The sequence below is a fragment of the Nocardioides sp. CER19 genome, from assembly GCF_029846275.1.
Taxonomy (GTDB): domain Bacteria; phylum Actinomycetota; class Actinomycetes; order Propionibacteriales; family Nocardioidaceae; genus Nocardioides.
The window spans coordinates 1,250,997-1,264,894 of record NZ_JARVWS010000001.1 but is presented as its reverse complement, the minus strand read 5'-3'; the positions used below and the strand labels follow the sequence as shown (position 1 = coordinate 1,264,894).

At 72.8% G+C, this 13,898-nt stretch carries 11 protein-coding genes; 6 read left to right on the top strand and 5 right to left on the bottom strand.

Annotated elements, in window-relative coordinates; genetic code table 11:
• Positions 1-37: 37 nt before the first annotated feature.
• Together QDS12_RS06175 and QDS12_RS06170 are read right to left on the bottom strand one after the other, a co-directional pair.
• Complete coding sequence (locus tag QDS12_RS06175) at positions 38-793, bottom strand: SIS domain-containing protein (RefSeq protein WP_279877753.1); 756 nt, start codon at positions 791-793, stop codon at positions 38-40.
• Positions 794-803: 10 nt separating this feature from the next.
• The gene (locus tag QDS12_RS06170; RefSeq protein ID WP_279877752.1) at positions 804-1,733 is read right to left on the bottom strand and encodes a MurR/RpiR family transcriptional regulator; all 930 of its coding nucleotides are present in this window, start codon (positions 1,731-1,733) and stop codon (positions 804-806) included.
• 94 nt (positions 1,734-1,827) lie between these two features.
• Between QDS12_RS06170 and QDS12_RS06165 the strand changes: the two genes are divergently transcribed.
• Positions 1,828-2,817: a BadF/BadG/BcrA/BcrD ATPase family protein gene (locus tag QDS12_RS06165; RefSeq protein WP_279877751.1), complete on the top strand. Its 990-nt coding sequence runs from the start codon at positions 1,828-1,830 to the stop codon at positions 2,815-2,817.
• A gap of 81 nt (positions 2,818-2,898) precedes the next feature.
• Complete coding sequence (locus QDS12_RS06160) at positions 2,899-4,683, top strand: biotin carboxylase N-terminal domain-containing protein (RefSeq protein WP_279877749.1); 1,785 nt, start codon at positions 2,899-2,901, stop codon at positions 4,681-4,683.
• Between the two features lie 223 nt (positions 4,684-4,906).
• On the opposite strand, the gene QDS12_RS06155 is transcribed toward QDS12_RS06160, so the two are convergent.
• Together QDS12_RS06155 and QDS12_RS06150 are read right to left on the bottom strand one after the other, a co-directional pair.
• Complete coding sequence (locus QDS12_RS06155; RefSeq protein WP_279877747.1) at positions 4,907-5,323, bottom strand: DUF1232 domain-containing protein; 417 nt, start codon at positions 5,321-5,323, stop codon at positions 4,907-4,909.
• 24 nt (positions 5,324-5,347) lie between these two features.
• Positions 5,348-6,241 carry an EamA family transporter gene (locus QDS12_RS06150; protein ID WP_279877745.1) on the bottom strand — a complete coding sequence of 298 codons (894 nt, stop codon included), beginning with the start codon at positions 6,239-6,241 and terminating at the stop codon, positions 5,348-5,350.
• 84 nt (positions 6,242-6,325) lie between these two features.
• On the opposite strand from QDS12_RS06150, the gene QDS12_RS06145 reads away from it, so the two are divergent.
• Positions 6,326-7,198 carry a LysR substrate-binding domain-containing protein gene (locus QDS12_RS06145; RefSeq protein ID WP_279877743.1) on the top strand — a complete coding sequence of 291 codons (873 nt, stop codon included), beginning with the start codon at positions 6,326-6,328 and terminating at the stop codon, positions 7,196-7,198.
• A 394-nt stretch (positions 7,199-7,592) separates the two neighbouring features.
• Positions 7,593-8,669, top strand: coding sequence for a DNA polymerase IV (locus QDS12_RS06140; RefSeq protein WP_279877740.1), 1,077 nt, complete (start codon positions 7,593-7,595; stop codon positions 8,667-8,669).
• Positions 8,670-8,678: 9 nt separating this feature from the next.
• On the opposite strand, the gene QDS12_RS06135 is transcribed toward QDS12_RS06140, so the two are convergent.
• Positions 8,679-9,374 carry a TetR-like C-terminal domain-containing protein gene (locus tag QDS12_RS06135; protein WP_279877738.1) on the bottom strand — a complete coding sequence of 232 codons (696 nt, stop codon included), beginning with the start codon at positions 9,372-9,374 and terminating at the stop codon, positions 8,679-8,681.
• Positions 9,375-9,508: 134 nt separating this feature from the next.
• Here QDS12_RS06135 and QDS12_RS06130 point away from each other — a divergent pair, with 134 nt between their 5' ends.
• A complete protein-coding gene (locus QDS12_RS06130) occupies positions 9,509-10,468 on the top strand; it encodes an NAD-dependent epimerase/dehydratase family protein (RefSeq protein ID WP_279877736.1) in 960 nt (319 codons plus the stop codon).
• A 26-nt stretch (positions 10,469-10,494) separates the two neighbouring features.
• On the top strand, positions 10,495-13,884 hold the full coding sequence (locus tag QDS12_RS06125) for a pyruvate carboxylase (protein ID WP_279877734.1): 3,390 nt from the start codon (positions 10,495-10,497) through the stop codon (positions 13,882-13,884).
• Positions 13,885-13,898: the final 14 nt, after the last annotated feature.

The window sequence follows — 13,898 nt, the reverse complement described above, 5'->3', positions numbered from 1 at the left end:
TCCGGTTGTGGGTTGGTGGTTCGTTGCTGCTGTCCCGCTACGCGAGCCCCCCGATCCGGCTTCCGTAGCGCTGCTTGAGTACGTCGTTGTGCTCGTCGCCGCCGGGGACGTTGGCGGAGACGTAGAGGGGCGGCACCTCGCCGGCCGCGCGGAGCCGGTCGGCTGCGCCGAGGGTGAGGAGCTGCGCGATGTAGGCGGCGGTGATCGACGAGACCGCGCCGGCGGCGAGTCCGTCACCGAGGTCGACCGTCGTGTCGCCGTACGGCGCCCGGTTGTCGATAACGACGTCGGCGACCTCCGAGAGCCGCTTGCCGCTGGGGTGCTTCGGGGTGACCGCGTTGGTGTGCTCGAGGCTGGTGACGGCGATGACCGGGTGCCCGGCCTCCTTCGCGCGCAGCGCGACACCGACGATGGAGCCGTTGACGCCGGAGTTGGAGGCGATGACGAACACGTCGGCCGGGTCGAGCTCGTAGAGCCCGAAGAGCTCGTCGACGACCGTGTCGTCCCGCTCCAGCGAGCTCCCGCCCAGCGCGGTCACGTCGCGGCTGCCGTGCAGCACGATGTCGCGCAGCGACAGCGCGTGCGTCGGGATCAGGCCGCCCGCCCGGCCGGCGACCTCCATCGCGAACGCCTGCGAGTGACCGGTGCCGAAGGCCTGCACCACGCCGCCCTTGCGCAGCCCGTCGACGATCAGGTCGATAGCCGGGTCCAGCCGGCCGGAGGACACGTCGTCGTCCAGCGCGGCCAGCCTGCGACTGACCTCGGCGGAGAAGGCGGAGAACACGGTCGTCATCGGGGTCCTCTCAGGAGTGGGGGGTCCGGCCGGCCCGCGGCGGTCGGCGGTGGGGGGACACGGCTGCCGCCGATGCGGCGAGCATGCTGGTGGTGCGCGGGAAGTCGAGCTGGGCGACGAGCAGGTAGAGCAGGTCAACGAGGAACATCTGCGCGTGCTTGGCCGAGAGGTCGTCGGGCTGGAGGTACTCGCCCGGCGCGCTGGCGGTGAGGTGGACGTCGGCGACCGCGGCGAGCGGCGAGGTCGGGGTGCTCGTCACCGCGACGGCGTACGCCCCGGACGACTTCGCCAGGCTGAGCATCTCGATGACCTCGTCGGTCCGACCGGTGTTGGAGAACGCGATCGCGACGGTGCCCTCGCTGAGCAGCGCCGCGCTGGTGAGCCCTGCGTGCACCTCTCCCCAGGCGTGCGCGTTGATGCCGATGCGGTAGAGCCGCGCCTGCAGCTCGCGCGCGAACGTGGCGCTCCCCTCGATGCCGTAGATGTCGACGTGCGTGCTCCGGGCGATCGCCGCGGCGATCCGCGCGGCGAGCTCGGTGTCGACGCGTTCGGCCGTCGTCGCGAGCGCGACCGTGTGGGCGTTGACCAGCGTCCGGAGGACCTGCGCGGGCGGGTCGTCCGGCCGGAAGGCGCGCCCGATGTCGGCCTCCCAGGTCTCGTGCGCGCTCGACCTGCCCTGCTCGGCGGCCACGCGCACGCGGAGGGTCGGATAGCCGGCGTAGCCGAGGGCGCGGCAGAACCGGGTGACGGTGGCCGGCGAGGTCCCCGCGCGCTGGGCCAGCTCGGTGATGGAGAGGTGCAACGGCAGCGCCGGATCCTCCAGCAGCAGCGAGCCGAGCTTCGCCATCGCAGCCGACATCCCGGACATGGCCGCACGGATCCGGCCGCTGGTGCCGAACCGGTCTAGCGTGTCCGCTATCCGAGGTGCCGTCGTGTCCAATGAAAATCCATGTCAGGCCCTAGGGGATGTTCAGGAAAACTTCTTACAGTTGTGTGATACATCACAAGCACCTCAACGTCACGAATAGGTAACGATGACCGCCGTTCTCGCCATCGACGCCGGGGGCACCAGCACGCGTGCGCTCCTGGTCGACGCCGGGGGCCGCTGCCGGGGCTTCGGCCGCGGCGCCAGCGGCAATCCGATCTCCTCGGGGGCCGAGGTCGCCGCCGCGTCCATGGCGAGCAGTGCGCTGGCCGCGCTCGCCGCGGCCGGTGCCGCACCAGCTGACGTCGACCTGGTCCTGCTGGCCGCTGCCGGTGCCGGCTCCGGAGCCCACCGCGACGAGCTCGGCCGTCGCCTGGCGGAGTCGGGCCTGCCCGCCCGGCCGGTCTTCGCGAGCGACCTGCTCGCGATGTTCTGCTCCGGCACCCATCTGCTCCACGGCTACGGTCTGGTCTCCGGCACAGGAGCGGCCGCGATCCGGGTGGACGACGGCCGCCAGGAGGCGGTCGCCGACGGCCTCGGCTGGCTGCTGGGCGATGACGGATCAGGGTTCTGGATCGGCCAGCGGGTGGCGCGTGCCGCCCTCGCCGACCTCGACGGCCGCGGCCCGGGCACGGCCCTGACGACCGCGGTCCGGACCCGTCTCGACGTGCCGGCCGGCCTCCCGGCGCGCGAGGCGACGCAGGCGCTCGCCGGGTACGTCTACACGGCCCGCCCGGTCCGCCTCGCCGACCTGGCCGTGCTGGCGTTCGACGCGGCCGGCGACCCGGTCGCCGATGCGATCGTGACCGGCGCGGCGCGCGCCCTCGCGGCGACGTTGCGGGCGGTCAGCTCACCGGAGGTCACCGGACCGGTGGTCATGGGCGGCGGCGTGCTCGCGCGCAATCCCGCCCTGCGCGACGCCGTCCTGGCGACGTACGCCGGAGAGGGCGACGCCCCGCAGCCTCTGGTCGTGCACGACGGAGCCGTCGGAGCGGCCGTGCTCGCCCTGCGCGAGGCGGGCGTGACCGTCGACGAGGCGGTCTTCGGGACGCTGGTCAGGACGGTCGCCGCCCAGCGGGAGTACCCCGCCGGGCACTGACCTCACGGTGATCGGTGCCACACCCTCGTCCCGGACATCGCCCGCTAGAGTCAGGTGGCCGTCGAACCGAGGAGTACTGAGTTGAGCAAGCCGCTGTCCAAGGTCCTGATCGCGAACCGGGGCGAGATCGCCGTCCGGGTCATCCGCGCCGCCAAGGACGCCGGCATCGCGAGCGTGGCGGTCTACGCCGAGCCCGACGCCAACGCGCTGCACGTCCGCCTGGCCGACGAGGCCTACTCCCTCGGCGGCGCGACGCCCGCCGACTCCTACCTCTCGATCGAGAAGATCGTCGCCGCCGCGAAGCAGGCCGGCGCCGACTCGGTCCACCCCGGCTACGGCTTCCTGGCCGAGAACGCCGACTTCGCCCAGGCCGTCATCGACGCCGGGCTGATCTGGATCGGCCCGCCGCCCTCCGCGATCGAGGCGCTCGGCGACAAGGCCAAGGCCAAGCAGATCGCGCAGAAGGCCAACGCCCCGCTGGCTCCGGGCCTCAAGGAGCCGGTCAAGGACGCCGACGAGATCGTCGAGTTCGCCCGTGAGAACGGCCTTCCGGTCGCGATCAAGGCCGTCTTCGGTGGCGGCGGCCGCGGCCTGAAGGTCGCCCGGACCCTCGAGGAGATCCCCGAGCAGTTCGAGTCGGCGGTGCGCGAGGCCGTGACCGCGTTCGGCCGGGGCGAGTGCCTGGTCGAGAAGTTCCTCGACAAGCCCCGACACGTCGAGACCCAGTGCCTCGCCGACAGCCACGGCAACGTCGTCGTCGTGAGCACCCGCGACTGCTCGCTGCAGCGCCGCCACCAGAAGCTGGTGGAGGAGGCCCCCGCACCGTTCCTCTCCGAGGAGCAGATCGAGCGGCTCTACGCCTCGTCCAAGGCGATCCTGCGCGAGGCCGGCTACGTCGGCGCCGGCACGTGCGAGTTCCTGGTCGGCCAGGACGGCACCATCTCCTTCCTCGAGGTCAACACCCGCCTCCAGGTCGAGCACTGCGTCTCCGAGGAGGTCACCGGCCTCGACCTGGTCCGCGAGATGTTCCGCATCGCCGCCGGCGAGGAGCTCGGCTACGACGACCCCGAGATCCGCGGCCACTCCATCGAGTACCGCATCAACGCCGAGGACGGCGGCCGCAACTTCATGCCCGCCCCCGGCACCCTCACCGAGTGGGCCCCGCCGCAGGGCCCCGGCGTCCGCGTCGACGGCGGCTACGAGAAGGGCGAGACCATCCCCGGCTCGTTCGACTCCCTCATCGCCAAGCTCATCGTCACCGGCCGCGACCGCACCCAGGCCCTCGAGCGGTCCCGCCGTGCGCTGGCGGAGTTCGTGGTCGACGGCATGCCCACCGTCATCCCGTTCCACCGGGCGGTCATCGAGGACCCGGCCTACGTCGGTGCGTCCAACCCGACCGGCGAGGGGTCCTTCGACGTCTACACCACCTGGATCGAGACCGACTTCGACAACCAGATCCAGCCCTACGCCGGCGACCACGCCGACGCTCCCGAGGCCGAGGACAAGCGATCAGTGGTCGTCGAGGTCGGCGGCAAGCGCATCGAGGTCGTCATCCCGGCCGGGCTCGGTGGTCTGTCGACCGGTGGCGCTGCCGCCGGCGCGAAGAAGCCCAAGCGCGCCGCGGGCAAGAAGGCCGGCTCGGCCGTCTCCGGCGACGCCGTGACCTCCCCCATGCAGGGCACCATCGTCAAGGTCGTCGTCGAGGACGGCCAGACCGTCGCGGAGGGCGAGGCCATCGTCGTCATCGAGGCCATGAAGATGGAGCAGCCGCTCAAGGCCCACAAGGCCGGCACGGTCACCGGCCTCTCCGTCGCCGTCGGCGAGACCGTCACCAACGGCGCCGTCATCTGCGAGATCAAGGACTGACCCGGCAGCTGCCACGGGCGTGACGACGCCCACAGGAGGGCCCGGAATGGATGCCGGCCCTCCCCCGTTGATCACGTCAGTTGGTTCGACTCATGCCCCCGGGCCTCAATTCTTGCCGCCACGAGCGGCCGTTCGCCGAGAGGCGGCTGACGGACCAGCGAGCTTCACCACACGACCGCCCGCCGGGTGAGCCCCGGCCAGGGCGGTCGTGTGCTTCCCGGGCTCAGCGCGCCAGCCCGGCGAGCCGCTTGACCGCCCGCAGCCCCTCCGGGGTGCCGGGCCAGTGCCGGTCGAGGGCGTCGGCGCCGGCGACCCGGGTGACCGACCGCAGGGTCAGCGCGACGATCACCACGTCGTCGGCGTACCCGATGACCGGGATGAAGTCGGGCACCAGGTCGATCGGGAGCGCCAGGTAGGCCAGCAGCACGAGCACCCGTACCCGGACGCCACGGGGCAGGGCCGGATCCTTCACCAGACGGTGGAGCAGGCGGACCACGTCGGGCAGGAGGCGTAGGACCTCCCGCACACGCGGCGGGTCGTCGTAGCGGCGGCCGGCGAGGTAGAGCACCGCGACGAGCACGACCCACAGGCAGAGCAACCCGGCGAGGACGGCGAGGAGCGCCTGAAGCCACGGGTTCACGAGACCATCGTGTCAGCCGTATCGCTACGTGAGGACCGGGACCGCCGGCTCCTCCGCACCAGCGCGGGCCGCCGCGTCCTCGTGGCGGGCGCCGCTGCGCTCCGCGCCGATGCCCGCAGCCACCACGAAGCCGACGCCGAGCGCCGCGAGCGGGCTGGGCACCTGGTGCAGCGCCACGAAGCCGATCGTGAGCGCGAAGGCCGGCTCCAGCGCCATCAGGGTGCCGAACGCTCCGGTCTTGAGCCGACGCAGCGCGAGGAGCTCCAGGATGAAGGGCACGACCGGCAGCAGGATCGCGAGGCCGAGACCGACCACCACGAGCTCGGGCGTGAGACGGCCGAGCACCTCGGGTCCCGCGACGACGGTCGCCACGACGGCGGCGACCGGCATCGAGACCGACAGGCCCGCGATCCCGCTGACCGTGTCGCCGACCCGCTGGGTGAGCAGGATGTAGCCCGCCCAGCACACGGCCGCGCCGAGCGCGAACGCGACACCGGCCAGATCGGCGGTGCCGGTCCACGGCTGCGTCAGCAGGAGCACGCCGACGGCCGCCGAGGCGGCCCAGATCCGGGCGAGACCGGCGCTCCTGGCGACGGCCACGCCGAGCGGGCCGAGGAACTCCAACGCACTGGCCATGCCGAGCGGCAGTCGGGCGATCGACGCCATGAAGAGCAGCGTCACGCCGGCGGTCACGACGCCGAGCGCGACCGTCGTCGGCAGCGCGCCGGGGCCGAACATCGACCGACGCGGCCGCACGATCACGAGCAGCAGCAGGCCCGCCCAGGTGAGCCGGAGCCAGGCCGCACCCTCCGCCCCGACCTGGTCGATCAGCCCGACCGAGGCGGCGAGGCCGAGCTGGACGCAGAGCATCGAGGCGACGGCCATCGAGACACCGGTACGGGCTGAGGTTCGGGACATGTCTCTCAGTCAACGCGCCATTTCCGTTCACGTCCACGTGACTTTCCTGGACATACCGTTCACCTGATCAGCACAATCGATGGCATGGACCTGCGCCGCCTCCGCCTGCTGCTCGAGCTGTCCCGGCTCGGGTCCATGCACGAGGTCGCGTCCGAGCTGGTCACCACCACCTCCAGCGTCTCTCAGGGCATCGCCGCGCTCGCGCGCGAGGTCGGTACGCCGCTGGTGGAGCCGGACGGGAGGCGGGTGCGGCTGACGCCGGCCGGCCGGCGGCTGGCCGAACACGCGGTCACGATCCTGGCGGCGGTCGACGCGGCCCGACTCGACCTGGATCCGTCCGCGGAGCCCGCGGGCGTCCTGCGGGTGGCCGGCTTCGCCTCGGCGATCCGGCGCTCGCTCCTGCCGGCGATCGACGACCTCGCGCAGTCCCACCCGGCCATCGAGGTGCGGGTGCACGAGCACGAGCCGCTGGAGGTGTTCGACCTCCTCGCCCGCGACGACATCGACCTCGCACTCGCCTACGACTACAACCTCGCGCCGGCGTCCTGGAGCAGCGACCACGAGGTCATCCCCCTCTGGGAGGCGGACTGGGGGCTCGGCGTACCGAGCGACGAGGGGCGGGCCCCGTTCGCGACGTACGCCGACCGCGACTGGATCGTGAACTCGCGCAACACCGCCGACGAGGAGGTCGTGCGGACACTGGCCTCGATGGCCGGCTTCACGCCCCGGGTCGCGCACCGGATCGACGCGCTCGAGCTCGTGGACGACCTCATCGTCGCCGGACGCGGCGTGGCCCTGCTCCCCCGCGGCCGGGCGTCGCGGCGAGGCGTCAAGGTGCTGCCGCTCACCGACCCACGGGTGCGGCTGCGTGCCTATGCGGTGACCCGGCGCGGCCGCCGCGCGTGGCCGCCGCTGCGGGCCGTGCTGGACCGACTGGCCCACGGTCATCGGCCGTAGTCGCGGAGGGGTGCCATCGGCGCCGCTCGGGTCTAGGCTCGCCAAGCAAGAGAGAGCTGGCTCATGGGCGATTCGGACAGGGGCCGAGCGTCACTCGCGTTCGGCGTCCTCGGGCCCTTCGAGGCGACAGACGACAGCCACCGACTTCCACTCGGGGGACGGGAGCAGCGCGCCGTCATCCGCCTGCTCGCCTGCGCGGCCGACCCCGCCGTCGCGATCGACCACCTGATCGCCTCGAGCCCCGTCGCCGATCCGAGCTCGGACTCGAACCCAGCCCACCACTCCCAGAGCTCCAGCGCCGGGGACTCACGCAGGACCCGGCGCTGGACCGGCGGACGACCGCCCGCTCGTGAGCCTGCTCCGGGTCCGCTGAGCAACCCGTCAGGATGGGTCCGTGACGTCCTGGATCCTGCACGTCGACCTCGACCAGTTCCTGGCCGCGGTCGAGGTGCTGCGGCACCCGGAGCTGGCCGGCCTGCCGCTGGTCGTGGGTGGGCGGGGTGACCCGACCGAGCGAGCGGTCGTGTCCACGGCGTCGTACGAGGCCCGCGAGTTCGGCATCCGGTCCGGGATGCCGCTCAAGACGGCCCTGCGGCGCTGCCCGGAGGCGGTGTTCCTGCCGGTGGACCGGCCCGTCTACGAGGCGGCCTCCGAGGTCGTCATGGAGACGCTCCGCGCCGTGCCGGGGGCCACCGTGCAGGTGCTCGGCTGGGACGAGGCGTTCGTCGGCGTCGAGACCGACGACCCGCTCGAGGTGGCGCGGCGGATCCAGGCCGACGTGCTCGCAGCCACCGGGCTGCACTGCTCGGTCGGCATCGGCGACACGACCACCCGGGCCAAGATCGCCACCGACTTCGGCAAGCCGCGCGGCACCTACGCGCTCACCCGCGGGAACTGGATGGCGGTGATGGGCCCGCGACCCACCCAGGCGATCTGGGGCATCGGCCCGCGGATCGCCGGCCGCCTGGCCCGGCTGGGCATCGCCACGGTCGCCGACCTGGCGCACGCCGAGGAGGGCCCGCTCGTGGCGGAGTTCGGGCCGACGATGGGGCCCCACTACGCGCGGATCGGGCGGGGCGGCGGCTACACCACGGTCGACCCGACCCCGTGGGTGCCGCGGGCACACGGGCGCGAGACCACCTACCAGCACGACCTGGTCGGGCGCGAGGAGATCGTCGCGGCGGTGGGCGCCCTCGCCGCGCAGGTCGTCGAGGACCTCCGATGCGAGGGGCGCCCGTGCCAGCGGGTCCACCTCAAGGTCAGGTTCGCGCCGTTCTTCACCACCAACCGCAGCCGCAAGCTGCCGGAGCCGACATACGACGCCTCCGTGCTCGCATCGACCGCGCTCGAGCTCCTGGACGGGCTCGAGGACGAGCGGCCGATCCGCCTGCTCGGCGTGCGCGGCGAGATGGTGCCGCCCGACGGCGGCTACGACGAGGTGGTGCGGAACAGCTCCCGCGACGTGCCGTAGCGCCTGGCGTCAGCGGAGACCCAGCACCGCGGCGAGCAGCTCCAGGTGGTGCTCGAAGAGCGCGGCCGGATCGCCCAGCGCGTCGTCGCCGTACTGGCCGAAGATCTCGAAGCTGACGCACCCGAAGAGCGCCGCCCAGCCGAAGACACCGGCCGCGATGACGCCGTCGGGCAAGGGGAGGTCGAGCTCCTCGCGCGCGGCGGAGAAGCCGGCGGCGAGGGCGGGCGAGGTCACCTCGACCGTGGGCGGCGACATGCGGCCGGCGGCGTACGCCTCGGCCCAGAGCGTGACCAGCGCTCGCACCACCCGCGTGCCGGGCCCCATCGTCTGCTCCGCGGGCGCCTCGTAGCCGGGCACCGGGCTGCCGAAGAGCAGGGCGTATGTCGCCGGCTCCGCCAGCCCCCAGGTGCGCACCGCCCGTCCGATGGCCGCCTGCCGGCCCGGGAAGTCGTCAGCGGGGACGGCGGCGACCGCCGCGTCGACAGCATCGCCGAGCTCGTCGTAGCCGTCGACGACGAGGAGCGTGAGCAGGTCGTCGCGGCTCTTGACGTAGCGGTAGACCGCCGACGAGACGACGCCGAGGTCGCGCGCGACGGCGCGCAGGGAGAGCGCGGCGGCGCCGTCGGTGGCCAGGTGGTGGCGTCCGATCCGGACGATGTCGGACATCGTCTGGGCGCGGGCGCGGTCGCGAGGAGTGCCGGGCATGACGCCATGGTGCCCATGAAAAGTGAGCACCGTCAACAAATGTGAGCACCGCTCTTGTTTTCTGGTTCCGATCGGTGCATGCTCGCTTCAGAGAGCACCGCTCTCGCTCTCCGTCCCAGCCCTGAGGAGTCCCCATGAGCACCACCCGCGACATCGTCATCGGCGCCGGCCCGGTCGGCACCACCATCGCCCTCCGCCTCGCCGAGCAGGGTCGGCCGGTCCGCCTGCTGACCCGGTCCGGCAGCGGCCCGGACCACCCGCTGGTCGAGCGGCGTCGCGCCGACGCCGGCGACGCGACCGCGCTGGCCGACCACCTGGCCGGCGCCACCGCCGTCTTCGACTGCATGCACGCCAGCGCCTACCGCGTCGACACGTGGCGCGCAGAGCTGCCCCGCGCCGAGCACGCCGTCCTCGAGGCCGCCGGCAAGGCCGGCGCGGTGGTCGTCTTCCCCGAGAGCCTCTACTCGTTCGGCCGCGTCGACGCGCCGATCACCGAGACGTCGCCGCGCGAGGCGTCGACCGGCAAGGCCGCCGTACGCGTCGAGCTGCTCCGCCAGCGCCACGAGTCGGCGACGCCGACGGTCAGCGTCGCGGCGTCCGACTTCTACGGCCCGCACGTCCGCAACGCCCACGCCGGCGAGCGGATGGTCCCCACGGTGATGGCCGGGCGCACGATGTGGGTCATCGGCGACGCGGACGCTCCGCACTCGTGGACCTACGTCCCCGACTTCGCCGAGGCCATGATCAGGGCCGCCGACGACGAGGCGCTGTGGAACACCTTCCTGCTCGCGCCGACGGCGCCGGCCGTCAGCCAGCGCCGGCTCGTGGCGACGTACGCCGAGGCCGCCGGCGTGACCGCCCCGGCGGTGCACGGCATCCCGGCCTGGGCGCTGCACGCCCTCGGACTGGTCCACCGCGACACCCGCGAGCTCGCCGAGATGTCCTACCAGTTCGCGCGGCCGTTCGTCATCGACTCCTCGGCGAGCCAGCGCCGACTCGACCTCGAGCCCACTCCGCTCGAGGTCGGCGCGCGCGAGACCGTGGACTGGTGGGCCGCGAAGGACGCACACGGTGAGACGGCGACTGACCGGTAACTTGCACCGCCGATAGCGTTACCGCCATGTTCAACAAGGTCCTGGTGGCCAACCGTGGAGAGATCGCGATCCGAGCCTTCCGCGCGGCCTACGAGCTCGGCGCGAAGACCGTGGCGGTGTACCCCTATGAGGATCGTGGGTCGGAGCACCGCCTGAAGGCCGACGAGGCCTACGAGATCGGCGAGCGCGGCCACCCCGTCCGCGCCTACCTCGATCCCGAGGCGATCGTCCAGGCCGCGCTCCAGGCCGGGGCGGACGCGGTCTATCCCGGCTACGGGTTCCTGTCTGAGAACCCCGCCCTGGCCGAGGCGTGCGCCAATGCCGGCATCACCTTCATCGGCCCGACCGCCGAGGTCCTGACGCTCACCGGCAACAAGGCCAGCGCCATCGCGGCGGCGAAGGCGGCGGGCGTGCCGACCCTGGCCAGCATCCCGCCCTCGCGCGACGTCGACGAGATCGTGTCGGCCGCCCAGGAGCTGCGCTACCCGCTCTTCGTGAAGGCGGTCGCCGGCGGCGGCGGGCGCGGCATGCGACGCGTCGACGAGCCCGACAGGCTGCGGGAGGCCGTCGAGACCTGCATGCGCGAGGCCGAGGGCGCCTTCGGCGACCCGACCGTCTTCATCGAGCAGGCCGTCGTCGAGCCGCGGCACATCGAGGTGCAGATCCTGGCCGACGGTGCCGGCAACGTCATGCACCTCTTCGAGCGTGATTGCTCGGTGCAGCGCCGGCACCAGAAGGTCGTCGAGATCGCTCCGGCGCCCAACCTGCCGCCGGAGCTGCGCGAGCGGATCTGTGCCGACGCGGTGAAGTTCGCGCAGCAGATCGGCTACCGCAACGCCGGCACCGTGGAGTTCCTGCTCGATCCCGACGGCAACTACGTCTTCATCGAGATGAACCCGCGCATCCAGGTCGAGCACACGGTGACCGAGGAGGTCACCGACGTCGACCTGGTCCAGTCGCAGATGCGGATCGCCTCCGGCGAGACGCTGGCGGACCTCGGCCTCTCGCAGGAGACGGTGCACCTCCGCGGCGCGGCGCTGCAGTGCCGCATCACCACCGAGGACCCGGCCAACAACTTCCGACCCGACACGGGCGTCATCACGACGTACCGCTCCCCCGGCGGAGCCGGCGTCCGCGTCGACGGGGGGACGACCTACTCCGGCGCCGAGATCAACGCCCACTTCGACTCGATGCTCGCCAAGCTCACCTGTCGCGGCCGTACGTTCGCCGACGCCGTGGCCCGGGCTCGCCGGGCCGTGGCCGAGTTCCGGATCCGCGGCGTCTCCACCAACATCGCGTTCCTGCAGGCGCTTCTCGACGACCCCGACTTCGAGGCCGGGCGGATCACGACGAGCTTCATCGAGACCCACCCCGGTCTGCTCACGGCCCGCGCCAGCGGCGACCGCGGCACCAAGCTGCTCACCTACCTCGCCGACGTCACCGTCAACCAGCCGCACGGCGCCGCTCCGGTGACGCTCGACCCGGTGACCAAGCTGCCGCCGCTCTCCGTGGGGGTGCCGGCGCCGGACGGCACCCGGCAGCGGCTGCTCGCCGTCGGTCCCGAGGCGTTCGCCGCCGAGCTGCGCGCGCAGGACCGCGTCGCGGTCACCGACACGACGTTCCGCGACGCCCACCAGTCCCTGCTCGCGACCCGGGTCCGCACCCGCGACCTGCTCCAGGTGGCCGGCCACGTCGCCCGGCTGACGCCCGAGCTCTGGTCGCTCGAGTGCTGGGGTGGCGCGACCTACGACGTCGCGCTGCGCTTCCTCTCCGAGGACCCGTGGGAGCGGCTGGCCGAGCTGCGCCAGGCGGTGCCGAACATCTGCCTGCAGATGCTGCTGCGCGGCCGCAACACGGTCGGCTACACGCCGTACCCGACCAGCGTGACCCGTGCGTTCGTCGAGGAGGCGACCGCGACCGGCATCGACGTCTTCCGGATCTTCGACGCCCTCAACGACGTCGAGCAGATGCGGCCCGCGATCCAGGCGGTCCGCGAGACGGGGACCGCCGTCGCCGAGGTGGCGCTCTGCTACACCGGCGACCTGTCGTCCCCCGACGAGACGCTCTACACGCTCGACTACTACCTGCGGCTCGCCGAGCAGATCGTCGACGCCGGAGCGCACGTGCTGGCGATCAAGGACATGGCCGGGCTGCTGCGCGCTCCGGCCGCCCGCACGCTCGTCACCGCGCTGCGCGAGCGGTTCGACCTGCCGGTCCACCTCCACACGCACGACACGGCCGGCGGCCAGCTCGCGACGCTGACCGCCGCCATCGAGGCCGGGGTCGACGCGGTCGACGCGGCCTGCTCCGCCATGGCCGGTACGACGTCCCAGCCGCCGCTCTCCTCGCTCGTCGCGGCCACCGACCACTCCCCGCGGGAGACCGGGCTGTCGCTGGCGAACGTCAACGCGCTCGAGCCCTACTGGGAGGCCACCCGCCGGGTCTACGCGCCGTTCGAGTCGGGGCTGCCCGCACCGACCGGCCGCGTCTACCGGCACGAGATCCCCGGCGGCCAGCTGTCCAACCTGCGCCAGCAGGCGATCGCCCTGGGTCTCGGCGAGAAGTTCGAGCAGATCGAGGACATGTACGCCGCAGCGAACGACATCCTCGGCCGGCTCCCGAAGGTCACGCCGTCCTCCAAGGTCATCGGTGACCTCGCGCTCGCGCTCGTCGCCGCGGGGGCCGACCCGGCGGCGTTCGCGGCCGACCCGTCGTCGTACGACATCCCGGCGAGCGTCATCGGGTTCCTGCACGGGGAGCTCGGTGACCCGCCGGGCGGCTGGCCCGAGCCGTTCCGGAGCAAGGCCATCGAGGGCCGCCGCTGGGAGGCTCCGGCCGAGGAGCTCTCCCCCGAGGACGAGGCCGGCCTGGCGAGCGACTCTCCGGGCGAACGCCGCGGCACGCTCAACCGGCTGCTCTTCCCCGGCCCGAACCGCGACTTCACCGAGGCCCGGTCGAAGTGGGGCGACGTGGCCGTCCTGCCGACGCTGGAGTTCCTCTACGGCCTCCGCTTCGGCGAGGAGCACGTCGTCGAGATCGAGGAGGGCAAGCAGCTCTACCTCGGCGTCGAGGCGATCGGCGAGCCCGACGAGCGCGGCTACCGCACCGTCATGTGCACCATCAACGGCCAGATGCGTCCGGTCGCGGTGCGCGACCGTTCGGTCGAGGCCGAGGCGGCGGCCGCGGAGAAGGCGGACACCTCGGTGCCCGGGCAGATCGCCGCACCGTTCCAGGGCGTCGTCACCATCGTCGTCGCCCAGGGCGACAAGGTGCGCGCGGGCGACACAGTCGCGACCATCGAGGCCATGAAGATGGAGGCGGCCATCACCGCACCCATCGACGGCACCGTGGAGCGGCTGGCACTCGGCAGCACCCAAGCCGTCGACGGTGGCGACCTGGTGCTCGTCCTCGGCTGACCCCTCGTCGACTT